Annotated in this window: 14 protein-coding genes and 3 tRNA genes; 12 read left to right on the top strand and 5 right to left on the bottom strand. The window is 71.1% G+C overall.

Features of this window, described 5'->3' with window-relative positions; translation table 11 throughout:
* Window positions 1-19: 19 nt before the first annotated feature.
* Window positions 20-1348 (bottom strand): M23 family metallopeptidase, encoded by a 1329-nt coding sequence (locus tag DEI97_RS00700; protein WP_111076417.1) that lies wholly within the window; start codon window positions 1346-1348, stop codon window positions 20-22.
* Window positions 1349-1629: 281 nt separating this feature from the next.
* On the opposite strand from DEI97_RS00700, the gene DEI97_RS00695 reads away from it, so the two are divergent.
* The 3 genes from DEI97_RS00695 (at window position 1630) to DEI97_RS00685 (ending at window position 1925) form a co-directional block, all read left to right on the top strand.
* Window positions 1630-1702, top strand: a tRNA-Glu gene (locus DEI97_RS00695).
* Window positions 1703-1774: 72 nt separating this feature from the next.
* Window positions 1775-1851, top strand: a tRNA-Asp gene (locus tag DEI97_RS00690).
* A gap of 1 nt (window position 1852) precedes the next feature.
* Window positions 1853-1925: transfer RNA gene (locus DEI97_RS00685), tRNA-Phe, on the top strand.
* A 189-nt stretch (window positions 1926-2114) separates the two neighbouring features.
* On the opposite strand, the gene DEI97_RS00680 is transcribed toward DEI97_RS00685, so the two are convergent.
* Window positions 2115-3125 carry an aldo/keto reductase family protein gene (locus DEI97_RS00680; RefSeq protein ID WP_111076416.1) on the bottom strand — a complete coding sequence of 337 codons (1011 nt, stop codon included), beginning with the start codon at window positions 3123-3125 and terminating at the stop codon, window positions 2115-2117.
* A 123-nt stretch (window positions 3126-3248) separates the two neighbouring features.
* Here DEI97_RS00680 and DEI97_RS00675 point away from each other — a divergent pair, with 123 nt between their 5' ends.
* Window positions 3249-4250 carry an SDR family oxidoreductase gene (locus tag DEI97_RS00675; protein WP_111076415.1) on the top strand — a complete coding sequence of 334 codons (1002 nt, stop codon included), beginning with the start codon at window positions 3249-3251 and terminating at the stop codon, window positions 4248-4250.
* A 150-nt stretch (window positions 4251-4400) separates the two neighbouring features.
* Here the strand turns inward: DEI97_RS00675 and rocD are convergent, their stop codons facing one another.
* On the bottom strand, window positions 4401-5624 hold the full coding sequence (rocD, locus tag DEI97_RS00670) for an ornithine--oxo-acid transaminase (protein WP_111076414.1): 1224 nt from the start codon (window positions 5622-5624) through the stop codon (window positions 4401-4403).
* On the bottom strand, window positions 5624-6514 hold the full coding sequence (ddaH, locus tag DEI97_RS00665) for a dimethylargininase (protein WP_220039246.1): 891 nt from the start codon (window positions 6512-6514) through the stop codon (window positions 5624-5626). The genes rocD and ddaH overlap by 1 nt, the downstream gene beginning before the upstream one ends.
* 218 nt (window positions 6515-6732) lie before the next feature.
* On the opposite strand from ddaH, the gene DEI97_RS00660 reads away from it, so the two are divergent.
* The 8 genes from DEI97_RS00660 to DEI97_RS00625 all read left to right on the top strand — a co-directional run bounded on the left by DEI97_RS00660 (window position 6733) and on the right by DEI97_RS00625 (window position 14811).
* Entirely contained in the window at window positions 6733-7170 is a 438-nt protein-coding gene (locus tag DEI97_RS00660) for an Lrp/AsnC family transcriptional regulator (RefSeq protein ID WP_111076413.1), read from the top strand.
* A 101-nt stretch (window positions 7171-7271) separates the two neighbouring features.
* Window positions 7272-7640 (top strand): hypothetical protein, encoded by a 369-nt coding sequence (locus tag DEI97_RS00655; protein WP_146248256.1) that lies wholly within the window; start codon window positions 7272-7274, stop codon window positions 7638-7640.
* Between the two features lie 29 nt (window positions 7641-7669).
* Complete coding sequence (locus DEI97_RS00650; protein ID WP_111076411.1) at window positions 7670-8509, top strand: nitroreductase family protein; 840 nt, start codon at window positions 7670-7672, stop codon at window positions 8507-8509.
* A 70-nt stretch (window positions 8510-8579) separates the two neighbouring features.
* On the top strand, window positions 8580-9365 hold the full coding sequence (locus tag DEI97_RS00645) for a YqjF family protein (protein ID WP_111076410.1): 786 nt from the start codon (window positions 8580-8582) through the stop codon (window positions 9363-9365).
* 209 nt (window positions 9366-9574) lie between these two features.
* On the top strand, window positions 9575-10576 hold the full coding sequence (locus DEI97_RS00640) for an SDR family oxidoreductase (protein WP_111076409.1): 1002 nt from the start codon (window positions 9575-9577) through the stop codon (window positions 10574-10576).
* Window positions 10573-10917, top strand: coding sequence for a hypothetical protein (locus tag DEI97_RS00635; RefSeq protein ID WP_111076408.1), 345 nt, complete (start codon window positions 10573-10575; stop codon window positions 10915-10917). The genes DEI97_RS00640 and DEI97_RS00635 overlap by 4 nt, the downstream gene beginning before the upstream one ends.
* Window positions 10918-11048: 131 nt before the next feature.
* Window positions 11049-13937, top strand: a complete 2889-nt coding sequence (locus DEI97_RS00630; RefSeq protein WP_111076407.1) for a hypothetical protein — start codon at window positions 11049-11051, stop codon at window positions 13935-13937.
* 181 nt (window positions 13938-14118) lie between these two features.
* On the top strand, window positions 14119-14811 hold the full coding sequence (locus tag DEI97_RS00625) for a hypothetical protein (protein ID WP_111076406.1): 693 nt from the start codon (window positions 14119-14121) through the stop codon (window positions 14809-14811).
* A gap of 74 nt (window positions 14812-14885) precedes the next feature.
* On the opposite strand, the gene DEI97_RS00620 is transcribed toward DEI97_RS00625, so the two are convergent.
* The gene (locus tag DEI97_RS00620) at window positions 14886-15098 is read right to left on the bottom strand and encodes a hypothetical protein (RefSeq protein ID WP_111076405.1); all 213 of its coding nucleotides are present in this window, start codon (window positions 15096-15098) and stop codon (window positions 14886-14888) included.
* Window positions 15099-15168: the final 70 nt, after the last annotated feature.

Raw genomic sequence — 15168 nt, 5'->3', positions numbered from 1 at the left:
CTCCTGGCAGTGCTCGTGCTCATACCGAGATCCCCCGCGCTGCCATGAAGGGGACGGGATCGACGGCGGCGCCGTTCACCCGGGTCTCGAAGTGCAGATGGCAGCCCGTCGACCAGCCGGTGGAACCGACCTGGGCGATCTGCTGTCCGGCGGTGACGTGCTGGCCGGCACCGACCATGATGCCGCCGTTGACGATGTGCCCGTAGGCCGTCGAGATGCCGCCACCGTTGTCGATGATGACCTCGTTGCCGTAGCCGCCGCCGTTGCCCGCGAAGGTCACGGTGCCGGACGCTGCGGCGTAGATCGGCGAGTAGCAGGCCGGGGCGAGGTCCACGCCGGCGTGCAGTGTGTAGACGTGCGTGTAGGGGTCGACGCGGAGGCCGTAGGGGCTCGACTGGAAGCCGGCTGCCGGGCGCACCCAACCGGACGCGTTCGCAGCGCCACCGCCGGAGGCCCCGCCAGCACCGGGGGCCGGGACACCCGCGGTCGCTGCCGGCGGGAGCGCACGCGCGGCGGCCGCTGCTGCGGCAGCTGCGGCGGCGGCCCGCTCGCGAGCGAGCCGTGCCTGGCGTGCCTTCTCGACCTGGACACCCTTCTCGTACTGGGCCTCGGTCGTCTTCGTCTTCGACGTCAGGAGGTCGAGCTGGGCCTCGAGCCGGTCCTGGTTGTCGGCCTGGGCGGACACGGCAGCCTGGGCCTGGTCCGCTGCGCTCTGTGCGGCGCGCATCTTCGTCTGGGCCTGGGCGGCCAGCTTGCCCAGGGCGTCCTCGGCGGTCTTCGACTTGTCGGCGAGGGCCTGGGCGGTCCCGCGGTCCTGGCTCGCCTCGGAGTAGATGCCGTCGGCCTGCTCGGACAGCTTCGACATCGCGCCGAGCTCGTACAGCAGGTCGCCGGAGGCCGAGGGCTTGGTGAGGAGGTCCGTGGTGACGTCCTCGGAGCTGGAGCGCCCGAGCTGGGCGGCGAGCTGGCCGGCCTGCGCCTCGGAGGCCCGCGCGGTCTTCTCGGCGTCGTCGGCCTGCGACTGGAGCTTGCGCTGCTCGAGTGCCTTGCGGTCGTAGTCCGTCTGGGCGGTCTGGTACGCGGTACCGGCTGCGGCGGCGGCCTTCTCCTTCGCGGCGGACTGCGACTGCAGCTGCGCGATGAGGCCCTTGATCTCGGTGACCTTGGCGGCCTGGGCGGACTGCGACTGCTTCGCGGCCTGCACGTCGTCCCAGCTCGGGTAGCTGGCGGCTGAGGCGGCACCCGACGGCACGAGGGCGACGAGGGCCCCGGCGGCGAGTACGACAGCGACCCCGGCGGCCAGGAAGCGGCGGCGGGGGCGAGCGGGGAGGAGGGAAGGAGTCGACATGAGTCTCGTTTTCGTCACAGTCCGGCGTGGCGCACGTCACACTGTCAACAGACGTAACAGTAACAACATGGGTCAGCCCAGGAACACCCCGTTCGAGGGTGAGAGGTCAGCAGTGATGCTCCCATCGGTGTCGACCGCCCCTCGGGAGCCCGCTCCGGTCACTCCCTGAGGGTCCGTGGAGGTGGCGCGACACGCCCAAGCGGAGCGTGCGGCGGGCTCGATTTGGCAAGAGGGCCGACCGTCCGTATGCTTGTCCATCGGTAGCGCGATGCACTGCTTGCGGCCCCATCGTTTAGTGGCCTAGGACACCGCCCTTTCACGGCGGCAGCACGGGTTCGAATCCCGTTGGGGTCACTCCTCATCGGGGGACAGCAAGCAGAACAGAACGACACCGAAGCAACACAAGCAACACAAGCAATTCCATATGGCCCTGTAGCGCAGTTGGTTAGCGTGCCGCCCTGTCACGGCGGAGGTCGCGGGTTCAAGTCCCGTCAGGGTCGCCACGGCTGGGTAGCTCAGTTGGTAGAGCGTTCGACTGAAAATCGAAAGGTCCGCGGATCGACGCCGCGTCCAGCCACGGTGAAGAGCCCCTTACTTCGGTGAGGGGCTCTTTTGCGTTGTGCCGGCGGGGTCCGCGGCACGGATCCGCGGCACGGATCGTCCACGCACAACAGGAAGCGGCTCGAACCACGCATTCCCGTGGTTCGAGCCGCTTCCTGTTGTGCGGCAGCCAGCCGGGAGGCTCGTCCCGGCCGGGCAGCGCCGCCTACGCCTCGCGGGTCTTCGGGCTGCTGTCGTTCGTCTTCGCCGGGTCGCGCTCGACGACCGCGCCGAGGGCGTCGTCGATGCGGGACATCAGCTCGGCGGGGATCTGCACCCCGGCAGCGCCGGCGTTGTCGTGCACCTGCTCCGGTCGCGAGGCGCCGATGATCGCGGACGCCACGTTCTCGTTCTGCAGCACCCAGGCGACGGCGAGCTGCGCCATCGACAGGCTGAGCTCGTCGGCGATCGGCTTGAGCTCCTGCACGGCAGACAGCACCTCGTCGTTCATGAAGCGGGAGATCATCTTCGCGCCGCCCTTGTCGTCGGTCGCGCGGGACCCCTCGGGCAGCGGCTGACCGGGCTGGTACTTGCCCGTCAGCACACCCTGCGCGATCGGGGACCAGACGATCTGCGAGATGCCGAGTTCCTTCGAGGTGGGGACGACCTCCTCCTCGATGACCCGCCAGAGCGCCGAGTACTGCGGCTGGTTCGAGATGAGCTGGAAGCCGAGGTCCTTCGCCAGTGCTGCACCGGCCCGGAGCTGGTCGGCGGTCCACTCCGAGACGCCGACGTACAGGACCTTGCCCGCACGGACCACGTCGGCGAACGCCTGCATGGTCTCTTCGAGCGGGGTCTCGTGGTCGTAGCGGTGCGCCTGGTACAGGTCGACGTAGTCGGTCTGCAGGCGGCCGAGCGAGCCGTCGATCGATTCGAGGATGTGCTTGCGCGACAGCCCGGTGTCGTTGTGGCCCTTGGGACCGGTCGGACCGAAGACCTTCGTCGCGATCTCGAGGGACTGGCGACGCTCGCCCTTCAGCGCTTCACCGAGGACGGTCTCGGCGCCGGTGTTCGCGTACACGTCGGCGGTGTCGAACGTCGAGATGCCGACCTCGAGGGCGGCCTTGACGCAGGCGATCGCCGCGTCGTTCTCGACCTGGGAGGCGTGGGTGAGCCAGTTGCCGTAGGTGATCTCGGAGACCTTGAGGCCCGAGTTACCGAGGTAGCGGTACTCCATGTGTCTGTCACTCCTGTCGTGGCCGCGTCGATGCGGCACGCCCGTGACGGTACGCGGCCCCGACGGTGCAGGATCGCAAGAGGCGCGGTGCGCGGACGCACCGCCGGGAGCAAGGGAGCATCCATGACCGGATCCAGCGTGCTGTTCATCGGCGGGAGCGGCATCATCAGCGCCGCCTGCGTGCGCGAGGCGGTGGACCAGGGCTTCGACGTCGCGGTGCTCAACCGGGGCACGACGGAGAAGCGGACGTTGCCGGATGCGGTGACGCGCCTCCAGGCCGACGTCGCAGACCGGGACGCCCTGGCGGCGGCGATCGGCGACCGCACCTTCGACGTGGTCATCGACTTCGTCGCGTTCACCCCGGACCAGGTGCAGGCCGACATCGACTTCTTCACCGGCAAGACCCGCCAGTACGTGTTCATCAGCTCGGCTTCGGCGTACCAGACCCCGCCGACGCACCTGCCGGTGACGGAGTCGACGCCGCTGAAGAACCCGTACTGGCAGTACTCGCGGGACAAGATCGCGTGCGAGGACCTGCTGGTCGCCGCCTACCGGCAGGACGACTTCCCGATGACGATCATCCGGCCGTCGCACACCTACGACGAGACGCTGCTGCCGTTCGACGGCGGCTGGACGGTCGTCGCGCGGTTGCGGGCGGGCAAGCCGGTGGTCGTGCCGGGTGACGGGACCTCGCTGTGGACGATCACGCACGCGCGGGACTTCGCGGTCGCGTTCGTCGGGGTGCTGGACCGGGCCGAGGCGATCGGCGAGGCGTTCCACATCACCGGCCAGGAGTCGCCGACGTGGGACCGCATCCACCAGGAGGTCGCGGCCGCCGCGGGGGCGCCGGAACCGCAGATCGTGCACGTGCCGGCGGACGCGATCATGGCCGCGGACCCGGAGTGGGGCGCGGGTGTGGTCGGCGACAAGGCGAACAGCATGGTGTTCGACAACAGCAAGGTGCGGACGCTCGTGCCGGGTTGGGCGGCGCGCACCTCGTTCCGCGAGGGCGCCCGCGAACTGGTCACCTGGTACGACGCGCACCCGGAGGCGCAGGTCGTCGACGAGGAGAAGGACGCGCTGATGGACCGGCTCGCCGAGGCGTACGCACCGGGTCGCGTCTAGCGCCACCTGTCGGACGGGAGGCGCGGGGCGGCCCCGCCACGAGCCTCCCGTCCGGCCCGTGGCGGGTTGACCCCGAAGACACCGGTGCTTCCGCATCACACCGCCGAATCACGCGATGTGATGCGGAAACACCGGTGTTCCGCGGACGGGCTACGCCAGGTCGCGGAGGACCGCGCCGAGGGCCTGCATCGCGGTGGCGATCTCCTCGTCGGTGACGACGAGCGGCGGCGCGAAGCGGATCGTCGACCCGTGCGTGTCCTTCACGAGCACCCCGCGCGCGGCGAGCTCCTTCGCGACCTGCTTGCCGGTGCCGAGCGCGGGGTCGATGTCGATCCCGGCCCAGAGTCCGGCGACCCGGTGGGTGAGGACGCCGTGCCCGACGAGTTGGTCGAGGAACCCGCGGAGGACCGGTTCGCCGTCGAGCGCCCGCTGCTGGAAGGTCCCCTCGGCGAGCATCGAGACGACCTCGGACCCGACGGCCGCGGCGAGCGGGTTGCCGCCGAAGGTCGAGCCGTGCTCGCCGGGACGCAGGACCCCGAGCACGTCCGCGCGACCGACGACGGCGGAGACCGGGACGATCCCGCCGCCGAGCGCCTTGCCGAGCGTGATGAGGTCCGGCGTCACGCCGACCCGCTGCACCGCCAGGGTGTGGCCGGTGCGACCGAGGCCGGACTGGATCTCGTCGGCGATGAACAGCGCGCCGAACTCGTCGCAGACCTCACGGACGGCGGGCAGGTAGTCGGCGGGCGGGATGACGACGCCGCCCTCGCCCTGGATCGGCTCGAGCAGGACGGCCACGACGGTGTCGTCCATCGCCTCCCGCAGTGCCGCTGCGTCGCCGTACGGCACGGTGCGGAACCCGGGCGTGTACGGCCCGAAGTCGTTGCGCGCATCGGGGTCGTCCGAGAACGAGATGATCGTCGTCGTGCGGCCGTGGAAGTTCCCGCTCGCGACGATGACCGTCGCCTGTCCGGCGGGGACGCCCTTGACGCGGTAGCCCCAGGCGCGGGCGACCTTGATCGCCGACTCGACGGCTTCGGCGCCGGTGTTCATCGGCAGCATCATCTCGGTGCCGGTGAGCTCGGTCAGACCGGCGGCGAACGGGCCGAGGCGGTCGTTGACGAACGCCCGGCTCGTCAGGGTCACGCGGTCGAGCTGGTCGCGGGCCGCGGTCAGGAGGCGCGGGTTGCCGTGTCCGAAGTTGACCGCCGAGTAGGCGGCGAGTCCGTCCAGGTAGGTGCGGCCGTCGACGTCGGTGACGGTCGCCCCGTGGCCCGAGGCGATGACCACCGGGAGCGGGCTGTAGTTGTGGGCGAGGGCACGGTCCTCCACGGCGAGCGCCGCAGCCGTGGCCACGCCGAGCGCGCCGGCCATCAGGAGCGCGCCACGGAGGTGCCGGTGCCGATCGGGTGCAGGTCCAGCGTGCAGCACTTCACGCCGCCGCCGCCCAGGAGCAGCTCGGACAGGTCGACGCCGATCGGGTTGTAGCCCTTCTCGCGCAGCTGCTCGGCGAACGTGGTGGCACGTGCGGCGATGACGACGTTGTACCCGTCGGAGTACGAGTTCAGGCCGAGGATGGCGGCGTCCTCCTCGGTCGCGATGATCGCGTCCGGGAAGCGCTCGCGGAGGATGGCCAGGGACGGCTCGTCGAAGGCGCTCTCGAGGTAGGCGATGTTGGAGCGGCCGGACGCGTCGGGCACCGGGTCGAGGGCAGCGATCGCGGTGTCCAGGTGGTAGAAGTCCGGGTTGATGAGCTTCAGGGTGACGACCTCGCGGCCGTACACGCGGGCGAGCTCCTCGTGCGAGGTGCTGTCGGAGCGGAACCCGGTGCCGGCGTAGATGGTGTCGCCGATGAGCAGGAAGTCACCTTCGCCCTCGTTCGTCTCCTCGGGCTCGGCGACGGTCAGGCCGGCCTGGCGGAACCAGTCCATGTACGCCGGGCCCTCGGGCTGACGCTCCGGGTACTGGAACTTCGCGCCGTACGCGACACCGTCGAGGACGAAGCCGCCGTTGGCCGCGTAGACCATGTCGGGCAGCCCCTCGATGGGCTCGATCTGGTGGATCGCGAAGCCGAGCTGCTCGTACACGTCGACCAGGCTCTGCCACTGGGCGACGGCCTTCGCGGTGTCGGTCGGCTCCTCCGGGTGCATCCAGGGGTTGATCCGGTAGCTGACCGTGTAGTGGGTCGGCTTGCACATCAGGACGGTGCGGTGCGTGGCCGTGCGCTGCAGGGCGGTGGTGGGCTGGGGTGCGGTGTTCGACACGAGGTCCTCCAGGACCGGGGCCCGAGCCTGCCAGGAACCACCACGGTGAGAGCTCCGACGAGATGCAGGCTCACTCGCCGGAGGCGGACCAGGTCGACGCCTGAGCGAGAGTCAACCACAGGATGGGAACGGAACACAGCACCGCACCCCCGCACTGGGCGCACGTTTCGTGCGTCGATCCGTGTCTGCTCGCAACGACCACGCGTAAGATGGTCACAATGGATTCGCTCGACCACCGCATCCTCGACCAGCTGCGGGAGAACGCCCGCGCCGGCTACGGCGACATCGGCTCGGTCGTCGGGCTGTCCGCCTCCGCCGTGAAGCGCCGCGTCGACCGGCTCGTGGCCGACGGCGTGATCCAGGGCTTCACGATCAAGGTCGACCCGGCCGTCGACGACCGCGGCACCGAGGCCTGGGTCGAGCTGTACTGCCGCGGCACGGTCTCCCCCGACGAACTGCGCACCCTGCTCGACGCTGTGCCCGAGGTGGTCGACGCCGGCACGGTCACCGGCAGCGCCGACGCGGTCGTGCACATGCGCTCGCGCGACCTCCCCGCGCTCGAGGAGGCGCTGGACCGCGTCCGCCTCGCCCCGCAGGTCGACCACACCCGCTCCGCGATCGTGCTGTCGAAGCTCGTCAGCCGCGGCTCCGACTGACCCCCTCTTCCGCAGAACGCGACGTGGGCGTCATCTCGCGGCGGTGTCGCCGTGCGCGCAGCCGCCCGGGTTGCGTACCGCGAGCGGGTAGGTTCGCGTGCATGGGACGTGGGACGACGGTCGGGAGGCGCGGCGGGCCTCCCGGGTCGGTGGCCGCCCGGCGGCTGGTCACCGCCGCGACCGCGTCGTACGTCGTCAACTGCCTGTGGGGCACCGCGGTCGCGGTGCGCCTGATCCGCACCCGCAAGCTGCGCGTCGTGCACCACGGCCTGTTCGTGACGACCGCCGTCCTCACCGGAGCAGCCGCGACCACCCCGCTCTGGACGCGGTCCCGCGACGCACTGTTCCTGCTGCCGGCGCTGGTCCCCCTGGCCCTTGCTCCACGGACGAACCCCCGCACCGGAGCACACTGGAAGACCGCGGTCGCCGCCGCACCGTCCTACCTGGGAGCGGTCCTGGCCCGGCGCTGACCGCTCGACGCCGAGGCGGAAGGACACCCGTGGAACTCATCGAGGCCATCCGGCGCCGACGCACCACGAACGGGGCGTTCCTGCCGGACCCGGTGTCCGAGGAGCACCAGCGCCTGCTGGTCGAGCTGGCCGGACGGGCACCCTCGCAGCTGAACAGCCAGCCGTGGCGCTTCGTCCTGGTCGAGGAGCGCGAGACGATCGACCGCATCGCGGCGATCAGCGGCCGGGCGATGACGCAGACCATGGCCGCGGGCAGCTTCTTCGAGCGGTACCGGCCGTACTTCCGGTTCTCGCAGGCCGAGATGGACGAGCGCCGCGACGGCATGCTGTTCGACAAGCTGCCGAAGCCGCTGCGGCCGTTCACGAACCAGGTGTTCACGAAGCGGGGGCAGTTCCTCATGAACGCCCTGCGGGTGCCGCAGACCCTGGGTGAGGAGAACCGGAAGCTCGTCGCCGGGTCACCCCTGCTGCTCGGCGTGATGCTCGACCGCGACGAGTACCGGAAGGAGGCTCGCAACGCCTTCTACTCGGTGTTCAGCATGGGTGCCGCGATGGAGAACGTCTGGCTGACGACGACGGAGCTCGGCCTCGGCATCCAGTTCGTGTCCTTCCCGATGGAGGTCGAGGAGTCGTGGCACGAGGTCGAACGGCTGCTCGAGGTCCCGCCGGAGCTGGAGCTGATGGCCGTGTACCGGATCGGGTACCTGCCGCCGGAACGACGACGACCCGCGATCGACTGGGTGTCGAACGAGCGGAAACGACCCTCGCAGTACGTGTTCCGCGGCACGTGCGCGACGCCGCAGCAGGGCTGGGACGACCAGCCCGCGGTCGGGTCGGCGAGCCCGACGGGGTCGGGCCCAGCGGGGTAGGACCAGCTGGGCAGGGCACAGCGGAGCAGGGCACGATGGACCCGACCACGACGACGGACGGGACCACCTGATGACCGCGACGCTGCCCGACGGGGGTGCTCCGAGCCTCCAGGCCGTGACGCCCACCGCGCCCGCCCTGCCGGGGCGACCCTGGATCGAACAGGCCTGGCGCGACGTCGTCTTCGTGCACTGGCGGGTGGACGTGTCCGCGGTCGCGCCGCTGCTGCCCGCCGGCACCCGGCCGGACACGATGGCGCCGGACGGCACCGACGACGGCACGACCACGTGGGTGGGCCTCATCGCGTTCAGCTTCGAGGACACCCGGTTCCCGCCGTTCGGCCCGCTCGGCCGGACCGGCAGCGTCGGCGACTTCCTCGAGGTCAACGTCCGCGTCTACACCCGCGACGACTCCGGCCGCCGCGGGGTGGTGTTCCTGTCGCTCGACGCCGGGAAGTTCCTGCCCGCCGCCGCTGCCCGTGTCGTGACCGGCACGCCGTACCACTGGGCGCGGGTCGCCCGGCGGCAGCACGGCGACCGGACGGCGTACGCCGTGCACCGGCACGGTTCCCGCCTGCGGTCCCTGCTCGAGGTCGAGGTCGGCGAGCCGATCACGGAGCCGACCCCGCTCGAGTCGTTCCTCACCGCACGGTGGGGCATGCACGTCGGGCGGGCCGGGCGGACTTGGTGGTGGCCGAACGAGCACGACTCGTGGGTGGTGCACCGGGCGTCCCTGACCCGGCTGCGGGACGACCTGATCGGCGCGGCCGGGCTGCCGCTGGCGTTGACGGAGCTCGAGCCGGACTCGGTGCTGTACTCCCCCGGTGTCGTGACGCGCTTCGCGGGCCCGCGCGCCTGACGGCGCCGGCCTGGCGAGGCCCGAGGCGGGCCCTCCCCGACCGGCCGAGGCTCGGCCCTGCGGACACTCTGCGGCCGCTGGACGCCGCGAACTGTCCGCCCAGCCGAGGCTCGGCGTCGGCACGGCCGCCGCCGGCACGGCCGCCGCGGGCCGCCCGGCGGGGGACAGCGGCTGACCGCCGGGGCGCCCGCACCGCGTAGAAGGGGTGCATGACTCGTGTGGCTGTGGTGACCGGTGGTTCGGCTGGACTGGGACGGGCGACGGTCCGTGAACTGGCGTCCCGCGGCTGGGACGTGGCCGTCCTGGCACGTGGTGCGGACGGCGTGCACGCTGCCGTCGCCGAGGTCGAGGCCGCCGGTCGTCGAGGCCTGGCGCTCGTCGCGGACGTCTCCGACCGCCAGGCCGTGGAGGACGCCGCCGACCGCGTCGAGGCCGAGCTCGGCCCCATCGACCTGTGGGTGAACGGCGTCATGGTCGGGGTGTTCGGCAAGTTCCTCGACACCGCGCCGGAGGACTTCGAACGGGCGCTCGACGTCACCTACCTGGGCTTCGTGAACGGCACCCGCGCGGCCCTGACCCGCATGGTCCCCCGCGACCGCGGCCAGGTCATCCAGGTGGGTTCGGCACTCGGTTTCCGCGGCATCCCGCTGCAGGCGGCGTACTGCGGCGCGAAGCACGCGATCGTCGGCTTCACCGAGTCCGTCGTGTCCGAGCTGCTCGAGCAGGGCAGCAAGGTGCAGGTCAGCCGGGTCGACATGCCCGCCCTCAACACCATCCAGTTCAACTGGGTGAAGACGAAGCTGCCGCACCACCCGCAGCCCGTCGCACCGATCTACCAGCCGGAGGTCGGTGCCCGCGCGATCGCGGCCACCGCCGAGCGCCCCCGTCGCCGGACCTGGGTCGGTGAGTCGACGGTGTACACGATCCTGGGCAACCGGATCAGCGGTCGGTTCGCGGACTGGTACGCGGCGAAGACCCTGGTGCAGGGACAGCAGGCCGAGGACAAGGACGGCGACGAGACGCTGCCGTCGAACCTCTACGAACCGGTGCCGGGCGACCACGGCGCGCACGGCATCTTCGACGAGCAGGCCCACGAGTGGTCGCCGCAGACCTGGTGGGTGGAGCACCGTCGCCTGGGCAACGGGATCATCGGCGCAGCGCTCGGCGTCGCCGGGCTCGCGGTCGCCACGGCTGCGGGTCGCCGCCGATGAGCCGCGGGCGGGAGCGGGACCGGACGGCGGTCGTCGAGGTCCTCCGCGCGGCCATCGGTGTCGCGCACCTGGTCGGGGCGCAGCGCGCGAGCGGCCGGGTCGCCGTGTTCGGCCGGGTCCTGGGCGTCCGACAGCTGCTGCAGGCCGGCCTCGTGGCCCGTGCCGCGACGCCGGAGGCCCACACGCTGAGCGCTGCGGTCGACGCCGCACACGGACTGTCGATGGTGCCGCTGCTGGCACTGGATCGACGGTCGCGGCCCTTCGCGGCCCGCCAGGTCTGGATCGCCCTGCTGTTGACGGTGCTCGAGATCGGGCTCGTGGGGACGGGGCGTCGCCGCTGAGACGAGCGGGACCGGACGGGACCGGACCGGACGGGACCCGGCTGGACACCGGTGACCATCGCATGCAGAGGCTCTTCGGCTAGTGGAACACAAGATACGGGATGTACTGTCCCTCCACTGAAAGTCGGAACATGACACCTCGTCCAGTCATCCTCGGTGCCGCTGCCATCATCGGCACCTGCCTGCTCGCACCGTCCTTCCTGCCGTCCCCGTCGTTCGCCGCCGCCGCACCGGTCTCCGCCGCGAGCCAGCGTTCGGACGTCCAGGACCACGACGACGCCTGGCACGTCGACACCGCCAACGAGGCCCAGGTCGAGGTCCACGACGGCGTCGTCACCTTCACCGGGACCGCGACCACCGGCACCGTCACCGTCACGACCCGCGGTGCCACGGTCACGGCCCCGGTCCGCGACGGCAAGTGGGCCGCGGACGTGCCCGCCCGGGTCGGGGCCGCCATCTCGGCACGGTTCGACCTCCGCGCGACCGACGGCGGCCCGGTCACGGCCACCGCGCAGCGCCAGGTCAGCACGATCGCACAGACGACCCCGGTCGCCGGCAAGTGGGGCTTCGACTTCGCACCGGACCAGGCGGTGACTGCGGAGGACGGGAAGATCACCCTGACCGGCACCGCCCCGGACGGCACGGTCGCCGTCAAGGGCACCTACGGCGACGCGTTGGCGAGCACCACGACCACCGACGGGCGGTGGAGTGTCGAGGTCCCGGTCCGGTCCACCGGGCTGACGCACCTGCACTTCACCCTGACGGTCGACGGCAAGCAGGTCCGCAACGACTACCGACGAGTCGACGTCACCGTCCCCGCCGACAGCGCGTTCGCCGTCGACACCCCGAACCGATCGGACGTCGAGCTGCACGACGGCTCGGTCCGGTTCACCGGCACCGCGACCACCGGCGAGGTCACCGTCGCCGGTCTCGGTGGCACCACCACCGTCCCCGTGGAGGACGGCAAGTGGACGGCCGACCTCCCCGCCCGACTCGGTGTCACCTTCGATGCCACGTTCCAGCTGCGCGCCAGCCACGGCGGCCTCGTCACCAACACGGTCAAGCGCCAGGTCACCACCGTCGCCGAGGTCACCCCGGTCGCCGGCAAGTGGGGCTTCGACTTCGCCCAGGGCCAGGAGGTCACCGCCAAGGACGGCAAGGTCACCCTGACCGGAACCGCCCCCGACGGCACCGTCGACGTCACGTCGCACAACGGCACCCCGATCGCCAGCACCGAGGCGCGAGACGGCCGTTGGAGCGTCGAGGTCCCGGTCGCCGCCACCGGCCCCACCACCCTGCGCTTCCTCCTCACGGTCGACGGCAAGCAGGTCCGCAGCGACTACCGGTACGTCGACGTCACGGTCCCCGCCGACAGCGCCTTCGCCGTCGACACCCCGAACCGCTCCGAGGTCGAGCTGCACGACGGCTCGGTCCGGTTCACCGGCGAGGCCACCAGCGGTGAGGTCACCGTCGCCGGTCTCGGCGCCACCACCACCGTGCCGGTGGAGAACGGCACCTGGACCGCCGACCTCCCGGCCCGGCTCGGCTACACCTTCGACGTCACCTTCCAGCTCCGCCACACCCACGGCGGCCCGGTCACGAACACCGTCAAGCGCCAGGTCACCACCGTCGCCGAGACCGCACCGATCGCCGGCAAGTGGGGCTTCGACTTCGCCCAGGGCCAGAAGGTCACGGCGGAGGACGGCAAGGTCACACTCACCGGCACCGCTCCCGAGGGCACCGTGACCGCGAAGGACCTCAGCGGCGACACGGTCGCCACCACCGAAGCACGCGACGGCCGCTGGAGCGTCGAGGTCCCCGTCCGGTCCGCCGGCGGGCTCACCCTGCGGTTCACCCTGACCGTCGACGGCGAGCAGGTCCGCAAGGACGAACGCACCGTCGACGTCACCGTCCCCGCCGACAGCGCCTTCGCCGTCGACACCCCGAACCGCTCCGACGTCGAACTGCACGACGACACCGTGACCTTCACCGGCACCGCCACCGCCGGTCAGGTCACCGTCACCGGCCTGGGTGCCACCACCACCGTCCCGGTGACGGACGGCAAGTGGACCGCCGACCTCCCCTCCTGGCTCGGTGCCAGCTTCACCGTCACGTTCCAGCTCCGCGCCACCGAGGGCGGACCGGTCACGAACACCGTCAAGCGCCAGGTCACGACCGTCGCCGAGACCGCCCCGGTCGCCGGCAAGTGGGGCCTCGACGTCACCGAGGGACAGGTCTTCGAGGCGCACGACGGCAAGGTCACCCTCACCGGTACCGCACCCGACGGCACCGTCACCGTCCGGAACGGCAACCGCGAGGACGTCGTGCAGACCGAGGCGCACGACGGCAAGTGGAGCGTCGACTACCCGGTGAGCGAGTACGGCCACCAGTCCCTCACGTTCCTGCTGACCGTCGACGGCCAGCAGGTCCGTCGCGAGAGCCGCACGATCCAGATCACGGAACAGCGCGGCCCGGTCGACGCCGCATGGGGCATCGACGTCGCCGACCGCGGGACGGTCACGGTCGACGACGGGACGACGACGCTGACCGGCACCGCCACGAAGGGCGAGGTCACGATCGTCAACCGCTACTACCACAGCACCCAGACCGTCCCGGTCGTGGACGGCCGCTGGAGTGCGACGGAGTACGTGCCCTACCTCGGGACGGACAAGATGACCTTCGACTTCGTCCTCCGCGAGGCCCCCGGAGCGTTCAAGTCCGCCGAGGAGACCCGCACCTTCGCGGTTCCCGAGTCGGAGATCGTCGACTTCACGCTCGACCCCGAGCCGCAGATCGTCGACGGCCTGGCGCAGCTCTCCGGCACCAGTGAGGCCGGCGAGATCGTCATCACCGAACGCAACAAGCCCGGCGAGGTCGCGCGCTTCACGGTCGGCAAGGGCGCCTGGAAGCAGGGCGTGCCGCTGGCAGCTGGTCGACACGCGATCACCATCAAGTACATCTCGGACCGCCCGAACGTGTCGTCGACGTCTCGGAACGTCCTCTTGTCCGTGGTCGAGTAGGTCTGCACCACGCACACGGGAGCCCCGCCGACCAGATGGTCGGCGGGGCTCCCGTCGTCCGACGCTGTCGGTCGGCCTCCGCGGGCGAGACCGCCGGAACGGGTGGTCATCGCACTCAGAGGCTGCTCGACGAGTGGAACACAGAATACTGGACGGACCGTCCCCTAGAGAAAGTCAGCTCATGTCACTCCGTCCCGTTGCCCTCGGCGCCGCTGCCCTCATCGGCACGTGCCTCCTCGCACCCTCCCTCGCCGCGTCCCCGGCCTCCGCCTCCACCGGCACGCCGAGCTCAGCAGTCAGCCAGCGTTCGAGCATCGAGGCCGCCGACCCCGCCTGGGGGATCGACCTGGCCAACGGCGCGACCGTGGCCGTCGCGGACGGTGCGACCACGATCAGCGGCACCGCCACCGCCGGTGAGGTCACGATCGTCAACAACTCCTTCCGCGGATCGACGCAGACCGTCCCCGTCGTGGACGGTCGCTGGACGAGCAAGCAGGACGTGTCGTACTCCGGCGACGACCACGCGGTCTTCGGCTTCACGCTCCGCAGCACCCCCGGCGGCCAGGAGCTCGCCAAGGAGACCCGGATCGTCGCCGTGCCGCGGACGTCCAGCATCGTCTTCTCGGTCGACCCGGGGAAGAAGCAGACCGTCGACGGCCTCGCCCAGCTGTCCGGCACCGCGGAACCCGGTGAGGTCGTCATCACCAGGTGGGGCAAGTCCGAGCAGATCGCCCGCTTCCGCGTCGGCAAGGGCAACTGGACGCAGGGCGTACCGCTGGCCGTCGGCTCGCACGTCATCACCGTCAAGTACATCGCCGACCGGCAGAACGTCGGCTCACGGACCGTCAACCAGGCACTCACCGTGCTCGGGTAGGGACCACGCCACATCGCAGGGAGCCCCGCCGACCACATGGTCGGCGGGGCTCCCGTCGTCGTCCTGCCGCGCTGCTACTCGACCTCGGACGCCGGGTCCTCGGCCTCGACACCCGTCTCGTCGAGACGGTCACGGAGGTGGTCGGCCATCACACCGGCACCCTCGTCGCCGTGGTCGTGCTGGACCTGCTGCACGAGACCGTGGAGCTTCTCCTCGTTCGTCGCGTCGGTCGCACCGTCCATGATCGGCTCGGACTGGACGCCGTTGTCACGCTCTGTTGCACTCATGGCACGAACGCTACGCCGCGCCCGGGTACGCCTCACGGGCGCACCCCAGGTCGTGCGGAGATCGGACGGG

Source organism: Curtobacterium sp. MCLR17_032, assembly GCF_003234795.2.
Taxonomy (GTDB): Bacteria; Actinomycetota; Actinomycetes; order Actinomycetales; family Microbacteriaceae; genus Curtobacterium.
Note: the sequence above shows the minus strand (reverse complement) of the source record. Positions and strands in the feature narration are given on the sequence as shown.

Coding starts and splice junctions, on each gene's coding strand:
- DEI97_RS00700 (WP_111076417.1), bottom strand. CDS start 1,348: ATGTCGACTCCTTCCCTCCTCCCCGCTCGCCCCCGCCGCCGCTTCCTG.
- DEI97_RS00680 (WP_111076416.1), bottom strand. CDS start 3,125: ATGGAGTACCGCTACCTCGGTAACTCGGGCCTCAAGGTCTCCGAGATC.
- DEI97_RS00675 (WP_111076415.1), top strand. CDS start 3,249: ATGACCGGATCCAGCGTGCTGTTCATCGGCGGGAGCGGCATCATCAGC.
- rocD (WP_111076414.1), bottom strand. CDS start 5,624: ATGGCCGGCGCGCTCGGCGTGGCCACGGCTGCGGCGCTCGCCGTGGAG.
- DEI97_RS00660 (WP_111076413.1), top strand. CDS start 6,733: ATGGATTCGCTCGACCACCGCATCCTCGACCAGCTGCGGGAGAACGCC.
- DEI97_RS00655 (WP_146248256.1), top strand. CDS start 7,272: ATGGGACGTGGGACGACGGTCGGGAGGCGCGGCGGGCCTCCCGGGTCG.
- DEI97_RS00645 (WP_111076410.1), top strand. CDS start 8,580: ATGACCGCGACGCTGCCCGACGGGGGTGCTCCGAGCCTCCAGGCCGTG.
- DEI97_RS00640 (WP_111076409.1), top strand. CDS start 9,575: ATGACTCGTGTGGCTGTGGTGACCGGTGGTTCGGCTGGACTGGGACGG.
- DEI97_RS00635 (WP_111076408.1), top strand. CDS start 10,573: ATGAGCCGCGGGCGGGAGCGGGACCGGACGGCGGTCGTCGAGGTCCTC.
- DEI97_RS00630 (WP_111076407.1), top strand. CDS start 11,049: ATGACACCTCGTCCAGTCATCCTCGGTGCCGCTGCCATCATCGGCACC.
- DEI97_RS00625 (WP_111076406.1), top strand. CDS start 14,119: ATGTCACTCCGTCCCGTTGCCCTCGGCGCCGCTGCCCTCATCGGCACG.
- DEI97_RS00620 (WP_111076405.1), bottom strand. CDS start 15,098: ATGAGTGCAACAGAGCGTGACAACGGCGTCCAGTCCGAGCCGATCATG.